Origin of the sequence: Murinocardiopsis flavida, assembly GCF_003014485.1 — a bacterium.
Lineage (GTDB): Bacteria > Actinomycetota > Actinomycetes > Streptosporangiales > Streptosporangiaceae > Murinocardiopsis > Murinocardiopsis flavida.
The window spans coordinates 1-17242 of record NZ_PYGA01000025.1; the positions used below are offsets into that span (position 1 = coordinate 1).

Annotated in this window: 17 protein-coding genes; 6 read left to right on the top strand and 11 right to left on the bottom strand. The window is 72.4% G+C overall.

Annotated elements, in window-relative coordinates; all coding sequences use genetic code 11:
• Positions 1-95: 95 nt before the first annotated feature.
• Entirely contained in the window at positions 96-557 is a 462-nt protein-coding gene (locus CLV63_RS27030) for an SRPBCC family protein (protein ID WP_106586057.1), read from the bottom strand.
• 22 nt (positions 558-579) lie between these two features.
• On the opposite strand from CLV63_RS27030, the gene CLV63_RS27035 reads away from it, so the two are divergent.
• The gene (locus CLV63_RS27035) at positions 580-1194 is read left to right on the top strand and encodes a TetR/AcrR family transcriptional regulator (RefSeq protein WP_106586058.1); all 615 of its coding nucleotides are present in this window, start codon (positions 580-582) and stop codon (positions 1192-1194) included.
• 3 nt (positions 1195-1197) lie between these two features.
• On the opposite strand, the gene CLV63_RS27040 is transcribed toward CLV63_RS27035, so the two are convergent.
• The 3 genes from CLV63_RS27040 to CLV63_RS27050 all read right to left on the bottom strand — a co-directional run bounded on the left by CLV63_RS27040 (position 1198) and on the right by CLV63_RS27050 (position 6170).
• On the bottom strand, positions 1198-2868 hold the full coding sequence (locus CLV63_RS27040; protein ID WP_245929088.1) for a DUF4041 domain-containing protein: 1671 nt from the start codon (positions 2866-2868) through the stop codon (positions 1198-1200).
• A gap of 208 nt (positions 2869-3076) precedes the next feature.
• On the bottom strand, positions 3077-4723 hold the full coding sequence (locus CLV63_RS27045) for a thiamine pyrophosphate-dependent enzyme (RefSeq protein WP_106586060.1): 1647 nt from the start codon (positions 4721-4723) through the stop codon (positions 3077-3079).
• A 61-nt stretch (positions 4724-4784) separates the two neighbouring features.
• Positions 4785-6170 (bottom strand): Nramp family divalent metal transporter, encoded by a 1386-nt coding sequence (locus CLV63_RS27050; protein ID WP_170134339.1) that lies wholly within the window; start codon positions 6168-6170, stop codon positions 4785-4787.
• 178 nt (positions 6171-6348) lie between these two features.
• Here CLV63_RS27050 and CLV63_RS27055 point away from each other — a divergent pair, with 178 nt between their 5' ends.
• Entirely contained in the window at positions 6349-7275 is a 927-nt protein-coding gene (locus CLV63_RS27055) for a D-isomer specific 2-hydroxyacid dehydrogenase family protein (protein WP_106586062.1), read from the top strand.
• A gap of 118 nt (positions 7276-7393) precedes the next feature.
• On the top strand, positions 7394-8146 hold the full coding sequence (locus tag CLV63_RS27060; protein WP_106586063.1) for a ribonuclease activity regulator RraA: 753 nt from the start codon (positions 7394-7396) through the stop codon (positions 8144-8146).
• A 62-nt stretch (positions 8147-8208) separates the two neighbouring features.
• Here the strand turns inward: CLV63_RS27060 and CLV63_RS27065 are convergent, their stop codons facing one another.
• Entirely contained in the window at positions 8209-8886 is a 678-nt protein-coding gene (locus tag CLV63_RS27065) for a GntR family transcriptional regulator (protein ID WP_170134340.1), read from the bottom strand.
• 68 nt (positions 8887-8954) lie between these two features.
• On the opposite strand from CLV63_RS27065, the gene CLV63_RS27070 reads away from it, so the two are divergent.
• Positions 8955-9920, top strand: a complete 966-nt coding sequence (locus CLV63_RS27070; protein WP_106586065.1) for a dihydrodipicolinate synthase family protein — start codon at positions 8955-8957, stop codon at positions 9918-9920.
• Here CLV63_RS27070 and CLV63_RS27075 read toward each other — a convergent pair.
• The 6 genes from CLV63_RS27075 to CLV63_RS27100 form a co-directional block, all read right to left on the bottom strand.
• Positions 9917-10702 (bottom strand): SDR family oxidoreductase, encoded by a 786-nt coding sequence (locus tag CLV63_RS27075; protein ID WP_106586066.1) that lies wholly within the window; start codon positions 10700-10702, stop codon positions 9917-9919. The genes CLV63_RS27070 and CLV63_RS27075 overlap by 4 nt on opposite strands.
• Entirely contained in the window at positions 10699-11796 is a 1098-nt protein-coding gene (locus tag CLV63_RS27080) for an acyltransferase family protein (protein WP_106586067.1), read from the bottom strand. The genes CLV63_RS27075 and CLV63_RS27080 overlap by 4 nt, the downstream gene beginning before the upstream one ends.
• Before the next feature lie 88 nt (positions 11797-11884).
• Positions 11885-12652 (bottom strand): DUF4097 family beta strand repeat-containing protein, encoded by a 768-nt coding sequence (locus tag CLV63_RS27085; protein ID WP_106586068.1) that lies wholly within the window; start codon positions 12650-12652, stop codon positions 11885-11887.
• 201 nt (positions 12653-12853) lie between these two features.
• A complete protein-coding gene (locus CLV63_RS27090; RefSeq protein ID WP_211301497.1) occupies positions 12854-13504 on the bottom strand; it encodes a TetR/AcrR family transcriptional regulator in 651 nt (216 codons plus the stop codon).
• 97 nt (positions 13505-13601) lie between these two features.
• The gene (locus CLV63_RS27095; RefSeq protein WP_106586070.1) at positions 13602-13886 is read right to left on the bottom strand and encodes a hypothetical protein; all 285 of its coding nucleotides are present in this window, start codon (positions 13884-13886) and stop codon (positions 13602-13604) included.
• Positions 13887-14142: 256 nt separating this feature from the next.
• Positions 14143-14943 (bottom strand): IclR family transcriptional regulator, encoded by an 801-nt coding sequence (locus CLV63_RS27100; protein ID WP_106586071.1) that lies wholly within the window; start codon positions 14941-14943, stop codon positions 14143-14145.
• A 258-nt stretch (positions 14944-15201) separates the two neighbouring features.
• Here CLV63_RS27100 and CLV63_RS27105 point away from each other — a divergent pair, with 258 nt between their 5' ends.
• Together CLV63_RS27105 and CLV63_RS27110 are read left to right on the top strand one after the other, a co-directional pair.
• Positions 15202-15762 (top strand): thioesterase family protein, encoded by a 561-nt coding sequence (locus CLV63_RS27105; RefSeq protein WP_106586072.1) that lies wholly within the window; start codon positions 15202-15204, stop codon positions 15760-15762.
• 222 nt (positions 15763-15984) lie between these two features.
• Positions 15985-17145: an acyl-CoA dehydrogenase family protein gene (locus CLV63_RS27110; RefSeq protein ID WP_106586073.1), complete on the top strand. Its 1161-nt coding sequence runs from the start codon at positions 15985-15987 to the stop codon at positions 17143-17145.
• Positions 17146-17242: the final 97 nt, after the last annotated feature.

Sequence of the window (17242 nt, forward strand, 5' to 3'; positions counted from 1 at the left end):
CCGGAGTGGTTGCACCACTACAATCACCACCGGTTCCACACCGCGATCAGCGGCCCTCCCGCCACCCGCGTACCTAACCTCTCAGGTCAGTACAGTTAGCGCGCTTCGAGGTGGGCTTTTGCGGCGTGGATCTCCTTGGCGACGTCGGCGGGGAGGGTGCGGCGCAGGATCGGTTCGAGGAGCCACCGGGCGAAGGGGGCGAAGTCGATCGAGATCGTTCGCGTGACCCGGGTGCCGCCGTCGGCGGGGGCGGCCGCGAAGCTCGCGGCGAACCGGGACAGGCGGTGGTTGAGCCGGTTCTGCGGCAACGGGGCGTAGCGCACGTCGACGCGCTCGCCCGGAGTGAGCCGCATCTGGGAGACCAGCTTCGGTGCCGGGCCGGGCACGCCCGGCAGTTTCGGGCGGAACCTGAACTCGGTGAGGTCGCCCTCGCGGCGGACCCAGTCGATCGCGCCGATCTTGTCGTCGACCCGCGCATAGGCCTCCGGGTCCAGCACGAATGCCAGGAACTCCTCGGGTGTGCAGCGGATGACTTCGGCCACGGTCACTTCTACCATGGAAAGAGAGTACTCTCTTTCCATGGCGAGAACCACCCCCGGTGTGACACGGGAACGCATCCTCGACGCTGCCGTCCGGCTGTTCGCCGAGCAGGGGTACGACGCGACCTCGGTCGTCGACGTCCAGGTCGCGTGCGGGCTGAAGGCCGGGTCGGGTGCGCTGTACAAGCACTTCCCCTCGAAGCGGGCCCTGCTCGAGGCCGCGGTCGGCCGCAACCTGGAGACGATGGCGCGGCGCACCCAGGAGGTCGTCGCGCACGTTCCCGACGACCCGCGCGAGGCGCTGGGGCTCATGGCGGACGCGGTGTGGGGCGTGATCGACGCAGACCGCGACCTGGTCCGCATCATGCTGCGCGAGTTCACCGCGTTCCCCGAGCTCTTCGAGCAGATGTGGCAGGGCGTGGCGGCGGGCCTCTACAGCGAGTGCACGCGGTGGATCACCGTGCAGCGCGACCGCGGCGTCCTGGCCGCCGCGGATCCGGAGGCGACGGCCACCGTGCTGGTCTCGTCGCTCACCTACTATCCGCTGCTGGCGATCCTCATCGGGCACACACCCGGCGACCTCGGCCCGGACCGCTTCCGCGCCGCCTGGATCGACCACGCCGCCCGCACCCTCGCGATCCCCGCCCCGGAGTAGCGCTCACCCCGATCGCCCGGCCGAACGGCGCCCGCCGGGAGCGGCCGCTGGGTCGATGCTCTGCCGGTACTCCGCGGCCTCGGGGGTCTCGTCGTACTGGAGCAGGTCGCCCGCCACGCTCGCCAGCAGGTCCCGCACCTCGGACGGGGTGGCGTAGAAGAACTCGCGCCGGTGGTTGACGCGGTTGACCCGCTTTTCGGCCAGACGCCGGTGCATCTCCGCCTCGACCCCGACCGCGTCGTCGGAGAAGTGGATGGCGTGCACGTCGAAGTTGAACGGCACCGAGGCGTCGCTCAGTTCGCGCACGCGGTCCATCGGGTCCAGGCGGCGGGTCATGCCGACCTTGATCACCTGCTCTCCGAACGAGCCGAGGTTGGAGATCACGTACACGTAGCCCGCGCGGACGTTGGCGGCGCGCTGGTCGACGTCCGACATGGCCTGCTCGATGCCGTGGATCTGCTCCCGAAGCCGGTCCGCGCCCGAAAGGTCGCCCTTGTCCCGGAGGGCGGCGAGGGCGTTCTCGTAGTGCCGGCGCTCCTTGTCCAGGCGGTTCTTCTCGCGTTCGAGTTCGGCCTGCGCCTGGCGCTCCTCGCGCAGGCGCGCCTTCTCCTCGCGTTCGCGCTCCTTCTCCTCGGCGACCTTGTTGAGGTGGTCGGCGGTCAGTGACAGCTCGCGCCGACGCAGCCGGTGGTAGCGCCGGGAAATGCCGATGTCCATCGATCGGCCGAGCTTCTCGACGGTGTCCTTGGTCTTGTCCAGGCGGTCGGCGGACGTGGCGAGTTTGTACGCCTTCATGCCGCGCACGAGGTTGTCGGCCTCATTGTTGTAGGCGCGCAGCAGCAGTTTGGAGAACTCACCGACCATCTTCCGGCCTTCGGGAAGCGAGCCGTTCATGGTGAAGGAGGTCGTGGCCGTGACCGCGCCGCCGTCCTTGCGGTTCATCGCCTTGATCTCGTCCTTGAGCTTGGCGAGCGCGGTCCGGTAGGCGACCGAGTCGTCGAGCGGGTGCGTGTACTCGTAGACCCCCGCTTCCTGGAGCGCCGCGAGGTCTTCGGTGACGACGATGGTCCGGCGCAGATCGGTGAGATGACGTTCCAACCCCTCGATCTCGGCCGCGGCCTGGGAGGCGGCGGCTTTGCGGGCGGTGTCGGCGCGGCCGCGCTCCTCGGCCTGCTCGACCCGCAGGGCCGCGGTCTCACCCTCCAAGCGCTGTTTCAGTTCTTCGAGCCGGATGGCGTCGAGCGCGCCGAACCGTTCGAGGTCGGCGCGCAGCCGCGTGTTCTCCTCGGTCAGGTGGGCGACCTCGATCGCGAGTTCTTTCGCTCTGGAGCGCGCGCCGAATATGCCGATCTCGTTGTCCGCGTGGCGGGCGTGGGCGCCGCGCGTGCGCGGCGCCGCCGGAGGCGGTGCCCCCGCGGGGGCGACGGCCATCGGCGGGGTGCCGGCGGGCGGCTGCTGAACGGCGGGCAGGTGGGGGTGCCGGATCGCGGCCGTTGGTCGGCCCGACGCCGTTTCCACCCAGAACGGCCACCCGTTCGGCGCGGGTCCCCACGCCGGATCGGGGCGCCAATCGGCGGGCGGTGTCCACCCGGGCGGGGGAGCCGGCCAGTTGGGTGGCGGGTTGTACCGGTACCGCGGCTCCGCGTCGCCGCCTTGGTGTTTGCTCGTGGACACAGGGGCTCCTGTGAAGTGGGGCGGCCGAGCGGGGGACGCGGGTCTGCTGATCGAGGAGAGGGGAATCGGCTGCCACCGGCCCTCCACGAGGGCATGCTAATGCGGGTGACCGTCGAAAAGGCATGATTTACGCGGAATTGTAGGAGATCGAGAATTCTGCGAGGTCCGTGTGGGTGGGGGGCCGGGGGCTCTGCTCACCGGGACGGGTTCAGGGCGTGATCTCGATGAGGGACGGGGTGTCGGTGGCGAGGGCGCGGTCGAGGGCGGCGGCGAAGTCGGCGGGGGTGCGGACCTGCTCGCCGTGCGCGCCGAACGCCTGGGCGAAGACCGCGAAGCTCGGGTTGACGAGGTCGGTGCCGACGACCCTGCCGGGGAACCGCCGTTCCTGGTGGTCGCGGATGGTGCCATAGCGGGCGTTGTTGACGACGATGACGGTGATGGGGAGCCCGTACCGCACCGCGGTGGCCAGCTCCTGGCCGGTCATCAGGAAGCAGCCGTCGCCGGCGAAGGCGACGGTCGTGCGGTGCGGGTCGACCAGCCGGGCGGTGATCGCCGCCGGCAGGCCGTAGCCCATGGCGCCCGACTGGGTCGCGAGCTGCGACGGGTAGGCGGTGTAGCGGCGGTAGCGCTGGTGCCACGCCGTGTACATTCCGGCGCCCGCTGTGATCACGCTGTCGGCGGGCAGACGCGCGTTCAGCTCTCGCATGTAGGGGCGCGGGTCGATGCCGTCGGCGGCCGGGGCCTCGTGCGCGCGGAGGTAGACCTCCCGGAGCCTCCGGCGCCACGATGTGTCCGGTGCCGGTGCCGGTGCCGGTGCCGGTGCCGGTGCCGGTGCGGTCGCAGGCGCGTTCGCTGCCGCCGTCGCGTTCGGCAGTGCGGCGACGAACTGCGCCGGGCGCGCGCAGATGGCGAGGTCGGCGCGGTACACGGTGCTGAACACATCGGGGTCGGGGTGGACGTGCAGCAGGCTCGGCCCGCCGTCCGGCGTGAGCGCGCGGTCGAGTTCTTCGGCGGTGAGCCCGTCGGGCCGGGTGCCGATGAGCGCGACGAGGTCGGCCTCGCGTGCCGCCGCGGCGAGCCCCGGAGTCGTGTTCAGCCCTAGCGTGCCCACGTAGGCGTCGGAGTCGTTGTCGACGAGGTCCTGATGGCGGACCGCCGTTGCCACGGGCGCGCCGAGGGCGTCGGCGAACCGCAGGAGTCCGTCGGCGGCAGCCGCGGTCCACCCGCTGCCGCCCGCGACGAGCAGCGGACGCTCGGCGGCGGCGACCATCCGCACGAACGCGTCCACGCTCGCCGCCGACGGGGCGTGGTGGGTCTCGTCGGCCGGCGGGACGACCGGGGCGTCCGTCGTGGCGGCGAGGACGTCGGCCGGCAGGACCACGACAACGGGCCCTGGTTCGCCGGAGACGGCGGTCCGGAACGCGCGGGCCACCAGCTCCGGCAACCGGTCGGGCCGGTCGGCGTGCAGCACCGCCTTCGCCATAGGGGCGAACGTGAACCGGTGGTCGACCTCCTGGAACGACCGCCGTCCGAGGTGCGCGGTGTCCACCTGCCCCACGAGCAGCACCATGGGGACGGCGTCCTGGTGGGCGACGTGGACCCCGATGGCGGCGTTCGCCGCGCCGGGGCCCCGTGTCACGAGGCAGACGCCGGGCCTGCCGGTGAGCTTGCCGTGCGCGGCGGCCATGAGGGCGGCGCCGCCCTCATGGCGCGCGGTGATGAGCCGGATCCGGTCGCGCGCCTCGTACAGGCCGTCGAGCACCGGCAGGTAGCTTTCGCCGGGCACGCAGAACGCGAGTTCGGTGCCGTGCTCCAGCAGTTGTTCGACGACGGCGTGTCCGCCCAGCCGTTCCATGGTCCCTCGTTCCCTGTCGCCGTCCCCGTCGCCGTGTGTGCGCCGATCGTCTCGTTGCCCGTCAGCCGAGCATGCCCACCGCCTTGCCGAGGCCCTGGACGGCGGCAGCGGCGACGAAGACGGCGATGAGTCCGAGGCCCAGGTTGTCCTTCCAGGTGTTGACGTGGTCGCCCATGATCGCGCGCCGGTTCATCATGAACACCATGCCGATGACGATCATCAGCAGGAACGGCGAGGTGAGAACGTGTGAGATGACGACGAGGACGACGAAGCCCGGCGCCCCGGGCAGCGACCAGACGACGGCGAGCAGGCCCCAGCAGACCATCAGCGTGTAGAAGCCGTCCCTGCTCGCTTCGCCGCCCGTGCGGGCGGCGCGGGCGGGCCGGACGACGTGCAGCGCCTCCACGCTCATCTTGCTGAGGGCGAAGATCGAGCTCGCGACGGTGGTCCAGGCCGCGCCGAGCAGGCCGAGGTAGAAGATGTAGGGCCCCGCCGGGCCGATCGCGACGCCGAGGGCGCCCGCGATGTCGTCGGCGGTCTCGACCCCGCTCTTGCCGTGCAGCACCTCCGCGCCGATGGCCCACACGGCGACCGCGAGGAAGAACACGACCGCGATCCCGAACAGCAGGTCGTAGCGCTGGACCCGCCGGTGCGCGGGCGTCGTCCAGCCCTTCTCGTGCAGGAACTGCGGGTAGAAGAGGTTGGCCATCGAGCCGAGCGTCGCCAGGACCAGGCTGGAGGCGACCAGGCCGGAGTCGAAGATCCCCTCCTGCGGCGGCAGCTCGAACGCGAAGCCGCGCAGGAACTCGGCCCAGTTGATGCCGACCATGACGATGCCGACCACGAAGGACCCGACCATGACGGCGAGGACGACCTTGAAGATCTGCTCGATCAGCAGGTAGGTGCCCTTGAACGTCACGACGAAGACCGAGGCCGCGCCGACCAGCGTCCACACGAACGGCGACAGGACGCCGAAGAGCCCGTGCAGGGCCACGCCCACGCCGCTGAGCGTGAAGGCCATGAGGATGTGCGTGTAGACCACGAACGACACGAGCATGACCCAGCCGAAGATCGGGTGGGTCCGCGCGAATCCGCGGACGATGCTCGGGTCGCGCTGGAGGTTGTACAGCGGGTACTTCCCGAGGTTGTTCACGAAGATGAAGCGGAAGACGAGCGTCAGCGGCAGGACCCACAGCAGGGCGTAGCCGTAGTTGCCGCCCGCGACCGAGTTGTCGATCAGGTCGCCGGTCCCCACCCAGCTCAGCGCCATGACGATGCCGGGGCCGAAGGACTTCACGTAGCCGAGGAAGGATCCCTGGACCGGTGCCGGCCGGGGCGTCTCGGCGGCGACGGAGGGCGGGACCGGCACCCCGCCGTCCCAGCCTCCGGGCGGTGCCGCCGGGCGGTCCGCCGGCGCGTCGCGTCCCGTGTCGCCGGGTTCGGCCATGGTGACTCCTCTGTGTCGAGGGCTCCGTGCCGTGCCGCTCCGCGAAGGGCGGGGGCGCGGTGGGTGCGGGGAGGTGCTGGGAGTGTGCGTGCTGGGTGATGGCACGCACGTAAGCTGCGTCACAGTCATATCTTGATATGGTGGTATACCATAACCGCGGCCTAGAGAGAGGGCAAGGATGAGTCGACGAGGTCTGCGGATCGCCGTGGCGCCCGACACCGACGGACGCGTGGCGGCCGCCGCCCGCGGCGAGGGCGCCGAGGTGGTGCCGCTCGACCAGGCCGAGGCGCTGGCCTGGACGGTCTCGGACCCCGCCCGGTTCCCCACCGAACTCCCCGACGGCGTCCGGTGGGTGCAACTGCCCTCGGCGGGCGTCGAGGCGTGGTTCGCGGCGGGCACCATCGACGCCGCACGGGTGTGGACCTCGGCCGCCGGCGCCTACGCCGCGCCGGTCGCGGAGCACGCGCTGATGCTGCTCCTGGCGGGCGTCCGGCGGCTCCCGGAGAGCCTGGCCGCCGACACATGGCGCAAGACCGAGTTGCGGCCGCGCGTCGGCACGCTGGCGGGGGCGCGGGTCGCCATCATCGGGGCCGGCGGGATCGCCCGCGCCCTGATCCCCTCCCTCACGGCACTCGGCGCCGACGCCATCGCCGTGAACCGCAGCGGGCGCCCGGTCCCCGGGGCCGCCCGCACGGTGGCGGCCGACGCTGCGGAGGACGTGTGGTCCGCGGCCGACCACGTCGTCATCGCCGCGCCGCAGACCGCGCAGACGCACCACCTCGTGGGGGGCCGGCGGCTGGCGCGGATGAAGAGCACGGCGTGGCTGGTCAACGTCGCAAGAGGGACGCTGGTCGACACCGACGCGCTCCTGCACGCCCTGGACACCGGCGGCATCGCCGGCGCCGCCCTGGACGTCACCGACCCCGAGCCGCTGCCCGACGGCCACCCGCTGTGGACCCATCCGCGCGCCATCGTCACCCCGCACGTCGCGAACCCCACTGCGACGCTGGCCGCGGCGCTGGACACCCGCCTCGCCGAGAACATCCGCCGCTACCGCGACGGCGCCGCGCTGCTCGGCGTGGTCGACGCCGCGGTCGGCTACTGAATCCGCACTGATCCGACCCGCACCGACCCGCACCGACCCGCATCGAACTGACCTGACCTGCACCGAACTGACCCGACTTGACCTGACCCCGCACCGACCCAACCCGGACAGGACCGACATGGCGAGCACACCCGAGTCGACGCACGCGCAGAGCGGGGAGCCGGCGGCCGCCGAGCCGCTGGACGAGCACACGATGGCGGCCCTGCACACGGTCAGCACGGCGACGCTGACCACCCAGCTCATGGACCGCGGCCTGCGCAACACCTTCATGCAGGGGCCGCGGCCGCTCAGCGCCACCCGGCGCCGCGTCGTCGGCGAGGCGTTCACCCTGCGCTACATCCCGGGCCGCGAGGACATCGACGTGGTGTCGGTGTTCCAGGACTACGACCACCCGCAGCGCCGCGCCTTCGAGGCGGCACCACCGGGATCGGTCCTGGTCATCGACGCCCGGGGCCGGACGCGCGCGGCGGCACTCGGCAACATCCTCGCGACCCGGTTCCTGCGTCGCGGCGGCGCGGGGATCGTCACCGACGGCGCGGTGCGCGACCTCTCCGGGTTCGCGCGGCTCGACCTGCCCACGTTCGCCTGCGGCGCGGCGCCGACCACGAACCTCGCCCAGCACCATGCCGTGGACATGCAGCAGCCGATCGGCTGCGCCGAGGTGCCGGTCTACCCGGGCGACGTCATCGTCGGCGACGAGGACGGCGTCATCTGCGTCCCGCGCCATCTCGCCGCGTCGGTCGCCCACGACGCGGCGGCGCAGGAGGCGGTGGAGGAATTCGTACTGGCCCGCATCGACGAGGGGCGGCCGCTGCGCGGCACCTACCCGCCCGACGAGCGGACCCTGCGGGAGTACCGGGGGGCTCCGTGAGCACCGCGGCGGCGCGCAGCAGCGGTGCGCGGCGGTCGGCCGGGTCCGGCCGCGGCCGCCGGTCAGCCGGGTGCGGCCGCGCTGCGCAGCCGGGCGATCGACCGCTCGATGTGCGTGCGCATCAGGTCTTCCGCGCGATCGGCCTCGCCCGCCGCGGCGGCCTGCTGGATCTCGTGGTGCTCGGCCGCCTCGGCGCGCCACGTCGGCCAGTTCTCCCAGAGCACGCCGACCGTCGCCAGCGCGGTCAGGTCCTGGAGGTCGTCGAGGGCCTTGACGACGAACGGGTTCTCGCACTGGGAGTAGAGGCCGCGGTGGAAGCTCCGGTTGGCGGTCGCCAGCGCCGTCGCGTCGTCGTCGGCGGTGAACGCGTCGGCCTCGTCCATGGTCGGGAGGTGCCCGGCGACGTCGAGCGCGCCCTTGGCGCGGATCGCCGAGGCCAGCGCCCACGGTTCGAGGAGCGCCCGCTCCTCGTACACGTGCCGCACCTCGGTCAGGGTCAGCCGCCGGACGGCGACGCCCCGGTTGCGGGTCATGGTCAGCAGCCCGGTACTGGACAGCATGATCAGCGCCTCGCGGACGGGGGTCTTGGAGACGCCCAGCATCTCGGCCAGGCGCCGCTCGACAAGCACCTCGTCGGGATCGAGGCGCCCCGAGAAGATCGCGTCCCGGATGGCCTCGGCGACCAGGTCCGAGCGGGAGGTCGTCGTGCCCAGCGGGGGCATGCTCGATCCGACCTGCATATCAGCACACATAATATTGGTATACCACGCGGATCCGGGTGCTCCGGGTGCGCTGGAGGGGTCGCCCGATGAGTCCTGCCACTGACACAGCCGCGGCAACGGCCGACGGCCTCGACCGGGTGCGCGCGGCCCTGGCGACCGTGGTCGCCATCCCCGTGACCCCGTTCCGCCCCGACGGCGCGGTGGACGAGGCGGCCCACACCGTCCTGCTCGACCGGCTGACCGAGGGCGGGGTCACGGCGCTCACCCCCAACGGCAACACCGGGGAGTTCTACGCGCTGAGCCCGGCGGAGCGGCGCGCCCTCGTGGCGCGGACGGTGACGGCGGCCCCGCGCAGCCTGGTGGTCGCCGGTGTCGGGCTCGACCTCGCAACGGCGGCCGAGGACGCGCGTGCCGCGCGCGACGCCGGCGCCGGATGCGTCATGGTGCACCAGCCGCCGCACCCGTTCCGCAGCCTCGACGGCTGGGTCGACTACCACGCGGCGATCGCCGCAGCGGTCCCCGACATCGGAATGGTCCCCTACGTCAAGGATCCTGCGGTCGACGCGGCGGCGATGTCCGCGCTGGCCTCGGCGTGCCCCACTCTGGTCGGCGTGAAGTACGCCGTGCCCGATCCCGCGCGGTTCGCCGACCTCGTGGCGCACACCGAGGGCGCGCGGGCGACCTGGCTCTGCGGCGCGGCCGAGACCTGGGCGCCGTTCTTCGCGATCGCCGGTGCGACCGGGTTCACCTCGGGACTCGTCGGAGTTGACCCCGCCCGCAGCCTGCGCCTGCTGGCGGCGCTGCGCGCGGGCGACATGGGGGCGGCCATGGCCGAGTGGCGCGGCGTGCGCGGATTCGAGGACCTCCGGCTCCGCTCGGGCGCCGAGAACAACGTCTCGGTGGTCAAGGAGGCCCTGCACCAGTTGGGGCTCTGCTCCCGCGACGTCCGCCCGCCGATCACCCCACTGCGCGCGGCGGACGCGGCGGCAGTAGCGGACATCCTCGCCGAATGGGGCCTGAGCAGGGGATGCACCCGGCCCGGCGGCCGCTAGACCACGCCCGGGCGGCGGAGGGCTTCGGCGCCGCCGTCGGCGAAGATGATCTGGCCGGTGACGTAGGTGTTCTCGGCGCCGACCAGCCACGCGAGCAGGTCGGCCGGTGCCGTGGGCGGGGCGGCGGGCCCGTTCAAGGGCGCCGGAGCCCCCGCGGCGAGCATGGCGCGGCCCTCCTCGCTCGCGAGCACCTCGGCGGTCATGGGGGTCTCGATCACGCCGGGTGCCACGGCGTTCAGCGGGATTCCCGCGCCGGCCCACGCCGGGGTGGGCGCCTGGGCGCGCAGCCACAGCGCGATCGCGTTCTTGGTGGAGTTGTAGATGGAGTTCTCGGATTCGGCGGTCCACGCCTCGGTGATGGCGGCGGCCAGGGCGAGCGCCCGCACCTCGTCCCCTGCCAGCAGCGCGGCATGCAGGTCGGGGTCGACCCGGTCGATCGCGGCGAGCGACGACACGAGAGCGGCGCGCGGAGCGGGTGACTCCGCGAGGAGTGGCCGCAGGCCCTCCAGCGTGGCGATGGCACCGAAGTAGTTGACCCCGACGGTCGCCGGGACGGGCGCCGCCAGCCCGGCGACCGCCACGACGGCGTCGATCCGGCCGCCGGAGCGCTCGCCCGCCTGCACGACGAGGTCGGCCCGCCCCTGCGCGGTGGTGAGGTCGACGAGGATGTCGGTGTCGCGCAGGTCGACGCCGAGCACGGTGTGCCCCTCGCCGCGCAGCCGCGCGGCAAGCGCGTGGCCGATACCGGAGGCCGCCCCGGTCACCACATAGGTTCGCGTCATTGTGTTCGCCCTCTGCTTCCCATCGCTGCCGCCGCGGACCGCTCGGGCAACCCGAACGCGACCCTGAGCGGCCTGATTCTGCGGATCGCCGCATAACTCGCAATGCTCAAACCGAAGGACGATATCATGATGAGGATGAATGGGGCAGGGCCGCTGTCGGCGAACTGGATAATATAGTAGGCGGCAATGACCAGATAGGTCTGATGCAGAATATACACCGGCAGCGCGGCGGGGTTGAAATACGTGTCGAATGTCGATCCCCCGGAAAGGTACCGCCTGCCGTATCCGAGGATCGCGAGCAGTGTTGTCCAGCAGACCAGGAAATGCGCCGCAGTGGACAACGCGCTCGACTGCGCGCCGACCGTGTATGTCTCCGCGAGGATCCCCGCCGCCCCCGCCAGCGCCCCGGCGAGGTAACCGGCCCGGTGTTTTTCGATCATGTCGGTCACCGCGTCGTCGGCCGCGATGAAGTAGCCGAGCATGACGTATGCGGCGTAGACCGCGATGTTCTTGCCGCTCGCGTCCGGGAGCACCGAGAGCAGGGCCGGCCCGGCGAAGGGCAGCAGCACGAGGAGCGGGTGCCGAGGCCAGGCGGGTGCGTAGCCGGCGCGCGCGGCCAAGCGCATGAGGGGCAGCAGGGCGATCGAGATCAGAAAGAGGAAGAGGAGGAACCACAGGTGCGCGGGTGAGATCCCCCCGGCGTACTCCGACCAGTCGGAGAAGTCGGTGAAGTACCGCACCAGGAACTCGCCGTATCCGCCTCGATAGCCCAGATGGAACCGCATCGCGTAGTACGCCTGCGGTGGGACGACGACCAGCGCGCCGAAGAAGAACGGGACCAGTAATCGCGCGAACCGCTCCTTGGCGAATTCCGCCGCCGTTCTCCGCTGCAATGCGTGGTAGCTCGACATCCCCGCGAGGAGGAAGAGCAGGGGCATGAACCAGAAGGACGAATGCACCAGGACCGAGGCGGCCGCGCTCGGCGCGCCTTTGGCGTAGAAAGGCGAGATGTCGTCGAACACCCGCGCCGCGTGATAGGGGAACAGGAAGAGGATGGCGGCGTTGCGGAGCCGGTCGATGTAATGCTTCCGCATGAGGATTCTCCTTCGCGGTCGAATATCCCCGGGGCCGCTTACCGCGGTGCCCCGGTTCCGGTAGGCGGACGGCGCCTGTGCACGCGGCTCAACTGGTGGTGCGCAGCCGGATCGCCCCGTTGTCGGTCCGGGCCGTGATCCGGTGCCGGCTCCCGGAGTCCTTGCCGAGGCCGTTGCGCACCTCGCCGTTGTCGGTCGCGGTCGTCACGTCGTACGCGGCCTCGGGCACCTCGACGGTCACCCCGCCGTTCTCCGCCGCGGCCTCGACGTCGTCGGGGACCGCGGCGAAGGAGAGGTGGATCCTCCCGTTCTCGGAACGGGCATCGACCCGGTCCGACCTGATCCCGGTGGCGCGGAGCCCTCCGCTGGTGGTGCGCAGGGAGAGGGGAGAGGCGGCGTCATCGACGCGGACCGCCCCGTTGTCGGAGTCGATGCGCAGCGGCGTGTCGAAGCCGGCGGCGGTGACCGCCCCGCTGCCGCCGTCGACCGTGAGCCGGGTCGACCTGGGGACGCGTACTTCGTAGCGGGCATCGCATCCGCTGAGCACCGCGGGCCCGCATTCGGCCGTGAGGGTGAGCCGGTCGTCCTCGAACTCCCAGGCCGGCTCGGCCTTGGTGCCGGTGATCGACCACGCGGTGAACCAGCGTCGCACCGTGACTTCGTCGACGTCGGCGGGCCGGACGTCGAGTTCGCCGCTGCCGACCGCGATGGTGAGGCGCGGGCCGACCGGACCGAACCCGCGCTCCTCGGGGGCGGCGTCCTCGGCGGGGCCGCCGCACGCGGCGAGGGTCGCCAACGCCAGCAGGGTCCCGCCGACAGCGCGCGGTATGCGGCGCGGGCGATTCCGAAACGTCATGAGAAGACTCCAAAGGGTAATGAATCGGGGGTATGAGGTGCTTCCGTGCGGCGCGCAGAGGGCACGGCCGGTGGCGACGCCGCGGATCGGTGCGCAGCGGCGGGGACGGGTCAGGTGCCGTGGCCGCTCATGGCGGCCGCGGTCGGGGCAGGGGAGAGGCGGGTGGGAGAGGGTCGGAGGCCGGTCGGGCGGGGCTGCGGCTCAGTCGTCGGCAGGCGCGGCAGGCGCAGCAGGCACGGCAGTCAGGGCGGTGAGGACGGTGGCGAGGGCCTGCTCGACGCGGTCGGCGCCGACCTCCTCAGGGTCGGCCAGGTGTTCCATCGACAGGCCGTTGGTCAGGCAGTGCAGGATCAGGGCGGCGGTATCGGGGTCGGCGGTGAGCCGGGTCCCGCCCTGCTCGGCGAGCGCACCGATCGACCGGGCGGCCGCCGCCCGCTGGGCGCGGCGCAGCGGAGTGAGGATCGCCTGCGTCTGCTCGTCGCGCGCCGCCCGGGCCGCGAACTCCAGGCCGAGCTGGCCCCGCTCGGTGTCCCCGGTGATCCGCTGTGCGACGACGCCGGCCGCCCGTGCGGCGGCGCCGCCCGGGTCGTCGCCGATGCCGGTCATGACCGTGGCGAGCTCGGCGTCGGCGCGCTCACTGAGGATGGCGCCGAACAGCTCCTGCTTGCTGGCGAAGTTCGAGTAGACGGCGCCCTTGGTGAACCCGGCGGCGCGGGCGATGTCCGCCAGCCGGCTGTCGGCGTAGCCGCGTTCGGCGAAGACCTGTGTGGCGGCGTCGAGCAGGCGGCGGCGTACCTCCTCGCGGGGTGTGCGCGGGGTCGGACCTGGGGGAGCGGGCTCGTTGCCGGTCATAGTGGGAACCATAGCATACCCAAGGTATTGAATACTCTTGGTACTGAAATTTCCGACGGGCACCCGGAGCCCAGCGGAGGGCACTGGGCCGGGCGGCTCAGGGTTGGGGGGTGGGGGTCAGGAGGCGCTTGAGGGTGTCGAGTTGGGCCCCGACCAGGGCGCGCGCCTGGGCGGGTTCGAGGTCGGCGTGGCGGTGCATCGTCCACTCGTCGAAAGTGCGCAGTACCGCGAACGTGAGGCGGCCCTGCAACTCGGCGGGGAGGTCGTCGCGGACGGCGCCGGAGGCGCGGCCGATGGCGAGGGTCTCGCCGAGCCATTGCCCGATCGCGCGTGTGGACGCCGTCCAGCCTGTGGTGCGCAGCCGGATCACCCCGGGCACCATCCAAGCCTGATCGCGCGGAAACGGCTCCCTCACCTGCGGGTGGACTTTCGGCTTCCCGGTGGGGCGTGGGGATGCCCGGAGCCCGCTGGGCGCCAACGCCGCCCGGCGCCGATTCCGCTCAGAGAACGCTGGGGGAAGCCAACGGAGTAGTCCTGGGGCGGGGGGGCGCCGAGACGGCGGGTTCCGGGGAACGCGTTCGGCTGGGGTGCAGGCGGGCGTCGTCGCGCTCCCCCTCTGCCGGGCGTGCCGGTTCGGATCAGGGGGTGATGGAGCGGGCGATCTCTTCGGCGGCCTCTTTGGCGAGTTCGCCCAGTTCGGGGAACCGCGACTCCGGGACCCTGGTGTCGGGGCCCCAGATCCCGAGTACGGCGAGTGGCCGCGCGCGGGAGTCGAGGACCGGCGCCGAGACGCCGAACACGCTGGACTCCATCTCGCCGACGCTGACCCCGTAGCCGCGGCCGCGGGTCGCGGCGAGTTCGGCGCGCAGCACCGAAGGGTCGGTGATGGTGGTGCCGGTGTGCGCGGACAGCGTTTCGGCGAGCATGGTCTCGGCCTCGGACTCCGGCAGCCACGCCAGCAGCGTCTTGCCGGTGGAGGTGGCGTGCAGCGATGCCTGGTGGCCCAGCCAGCGGGCGCTGAGCACCGCCTGCGGAGCCACCTCGTCGATGTAGGTCAGGCCGACGCGCTGGGTGACCGCGAGGTTGGCGGTCTCGCCGGTGGTGGCGCACAGCCGCTCCAGTACCCCGTGGGCCCGCCGGATCAGGCCGTCCATCCGCGCCGAGGCGGCGAGGTGGGCGATGGCGAAGCCGATCGAGTAGCGGTTGGTGCTCGGATCGCGCTCGACGAGCGCGTGCTGCTCCAGGGTCGCCAGCAGCCGCCACGCCGTGGCCCGGTTCAGGCCGCACGCCGCGGCGAGGTCCGCCACCGTTTCGCCGTCGGGGGAGCTGGCCGCCACGGCGGTCAGCAGCGCGATCGCGCGCTCCAGCGACTGCACCCGTCCGGACCCCGGTGCGGCGCGGGCGGCGTGCTCGCCGCCGTTGACGTGAACGGGTCCCATCGGTCTCCCCCTGCTCCACGCTCGGCACCGGAGTCCCCAGCGTATCGGCGGTCCGGCGGTCGGCCCGCCCGTCCGCCGCGCCGCCGCACGGGTGCGGGCCGAGACGGCGTCCACCGCAGAGGCGACCGCGGTGGCGGGCGGGCGTGCGGCGAGGGACGACCGCGCATCCACGTATTGCATGATGCGAACAAGCATCGCATAATGCGAACATAGTGCGCGCTGCTGACCGACCCGCGATCAATGAGGAGGGCGCCGCCCATGACGGAGACCGATCGGACCGATCGCGTGGTCACCCCCTATGAGGGCGCGGCCGCACGCGCGTGGGACGACGCCGCGCCCATCGCGGCGCCGCTGTGCGTCCACGAGACCCGGGTGCGGCCCGAATGGCTCGACTACAACGGGCACATGAGCGAGTCGTGCTACCTGCTGGTCTTCGGCGACGACTCCGACGCCTTCTTCCGCTACATCGGTATCGACGAGGCGTACCGGGCGGCCGGGCATTCGCTGTACACGGTGGAGACGCACATCTTCAACCGCCGCGAGGCCGCCGCCGACGACCCGCTGCGCCTCACGCTGCACCTGCTCGACCACGACCCCAAGCGGCTGCATGTGTTCCACGCCATGCACAACGCCGAGACCGGGGCGCTGCTCGCCACCGCCGAGCAGATGCTGCTGCACGTCGCGACCGGGTCGGGGCGCACGGCCCCGATGCCCGAGCCGTTGCAGCGGCGCCTCGCGGCGATCCGCGCGGCGCACGCTGCGCTGTCCGTGCCGGACGAGGTCGGCCACGTCATCGGGATCCCCCGCCGCGCGTCCTGACCCCCTCTGCCGCACGACCCGGCACGGACCCGTCCTCGTGGTTCGGACGACCCCGCCGTGGTCCCCGCCGTTGTCCCGGCCGCGCGTCCTGACACCGCGCGCGGCCGCCGCCCCGAGCGCCCGGGCACCGCCGCGCCTGCGTCCCCCGATTCCCGCCCGCGTCCCGCCACCCCCGCCGATTCCCGCCCCCGCGCCGCCGATCACGACCACAGGAGGCCCACGGTGCATTTCGCGCTGACCGACGAGCAGCACATGATCGTCCAGACCGTCCGCGACTTCGTGACCGCAGAGCTGTACCCGCACGAGGACGAGGTCGAACGCCTCGACGACGTCCCGCCCGACCTGGCGCGATCCATCCGGCAGAAGGCCGTCGCGTCCGGCCTCTACGCCGCCAACATGCCCGCCGAGCTGGGCGGCGGCGGCCTCGACGGGCTGAGTATGACCCTGGTCGAGCGCGAGCTCGGCAAGGCGTCCTTCGCCTTGCAGATGCTCGTGGCCCGGCCCGGCAACATCCTCCAGGCGTGCGAGGGTGAGCAGCGGGAGCGGTACCTCCTCCCCGCGGTGCGCGGCGAGCGCCACGACTGCCTCGCCATGACCGAGCCGGGCGCCGGTTCCGACATCCGGTCGATGAGCACCACGGCCGTGCGCAGCGGCACCGACTACCTGATCAACGGGACCAAGCACTTCATCAGCCACGCCGACGCCGCCGACTTCGTGGTGCTCTTCGCCGCGACCGGCACCGAGGACACGCCGCGCGGACCCAAGAAGCGCATCACCGCCTTCGTGGTCGACCTCGACGCGCCGGGGGTGACCGTGCGCCGCGGGTCGGCCGCCGTCTCGCACCGCGGCTACCACCAGTGCGAGATCGCGTTCGAGGACTGCCGGGTGCCCGAGGCCCAGCGCCTCGGCGCCGAAGGCGCCGGGTTCGACCTGATGTCGGAGTGGCTGGGCGCGAGCCGCCTCACCGTCGCGGCGACCAGCGTGGGCCGGGCCCGCCGGGTCCTCGACATGACCACGGAGTGGGCCGCCACCCGGGAGCAGTTCCAGCAGCCCGTTGGGCGCTTCCAGGGGGTCGGCTTCCAGCTCGCCGACTCCGTCACCGAACTGGAGGCCGCCGAGCTGCTCACGCTGCACGCGGCCTGGAAGCTCGACAACGGCGGCATGACCGACCGCGACGCGGCGATGGCGAAGCTCTACGCGTCGGAGGCGCTGGGCCGCATCACGGACCGGGCCGTGCAGATCTACGGCGGGATGGGGCTCTTGGCGGAACTGCCGATCGAGCGGTTCTGGCGCGACGCCCGGGTCGAGCGGATCTGGGACGGCACCAGCGAGATCCAGCGGCACATCATCGCGCGCTCCCTGCTGCGCCCCCTGGGCGCATGAGCGGGGGCGCGACGGCCGCGGCCGGCACCGCGGATCCCGCAGCCACTGCAAGCCCCGCAACCACGGCAACCCCGGCATCCCCCGCGGCCCGCCGGGC

Bases quoted from the DNA above. Each gene is read 5' to 3' on its own strand.
- CLV63_RS27030 (WP_106586057.1), bottom strand. From the start codon at position 557: ATGGTAGAAGTGACCGTGGCCGAAGTCATCCGCTGCACACCCGAGGAG.
- CLV63_RS27035 (WP_106586058.1), top strand. From the start codon at position 580: ATGGCGAGAACCACCCCCGGTGTGACACGGGAACGCATCCTCGACGCT.
- CLV63_RS27045 (WP_106586060.1), bottom strand. From the start codon at position 4,723: ATGGAACGGCTGGGCGGACACGCCGTCGTCGAACAACTGCTGGAGCAC.
- CLV63_RS27050 (WP_170134339.1), bottom strand. From the start codon at position 6,170: ATGGCCGAACCCGGCGACACGGGACGCGACGCGCCGGCGGACCGCCCG.
- CLV63_RS27055 (WP_106586062.1), top strand. From the start codon at position 6,349: ATGAGTCGACGAGGTCTGCGGATCGCCGTGGCGCCCGACACCGACGGA.
- CLV63_RS27060 (WP_106586063.1), top strand. From the start codon at position 7,394: ATGGCGAGCACACCCGAGTCGACGCACGCGCAGAGCGGGGAGCCGGCG.
- CLV63_RS27065 (WP_170134340.1), bottom strand. From the start codon at position 8,886: ATGCAGGTCGGATCGAGCATGCCCCCGCTGGGCACGACGACCTCCCGC.
- CLV63_RS27070 (WP_106586065.1), top strand. From the start codon at position 8,955: ATGAGTCCTGCCACTGACACAGCCGCGGCAACGGCCGACGGCCTCGAC.
- CLV63_RS27075 (WP_106586066.1), bottom strand. From the start codon at position 10,702: ATGACGCGAACCTATGTGGTGACCGGGGCGGCCTCCGGTATCGGCCAC.
- CLV63_RS27080 (WP_106586067.1), bottom strand. From the start codon at position 11,796: ATGCGGAAGCATTACATCGACCGGCTCCGCAACGCCGCCATCCTCTTC.
- CLV63_RS27085 (WP_106586068.1), bottom strand. From the start codon at position 12,652: ATGACGTTTCGGAATCGCCCGCGCCGCATACCGCGCGCTGTCGGCGGG.
- CLV63_RS27090 (WP_211301497.1), bottom strand. From the start codon at position 13,504: ATGACCGGCAACGAGCCCGCTCCCCCAGGTCCGACCCCGCGCACACCC.
- CLV63_RS27095 (WP_106586070.1), bottom strand. From the start codon at position 13,886: ATGGTGCCCGGGGTGATCCGGCTGCGCACCACAGGCTGGACGGCGTCC.
- CLV63_RS27100 (WP_106586071.1), bottom strand. From the start codon at position 14,943: ATGGGACCCGTTCACGTCAACGGCGGCGAGCACGCCGCCCGCGCCGCA.
- CLV63_RS27105 (WP_106586072.1), top strand. From the start codon at position 15,202: ATGACGGAGACCGATCGGACCGATCGCGTGGTCACCCCCTATGAGGGC.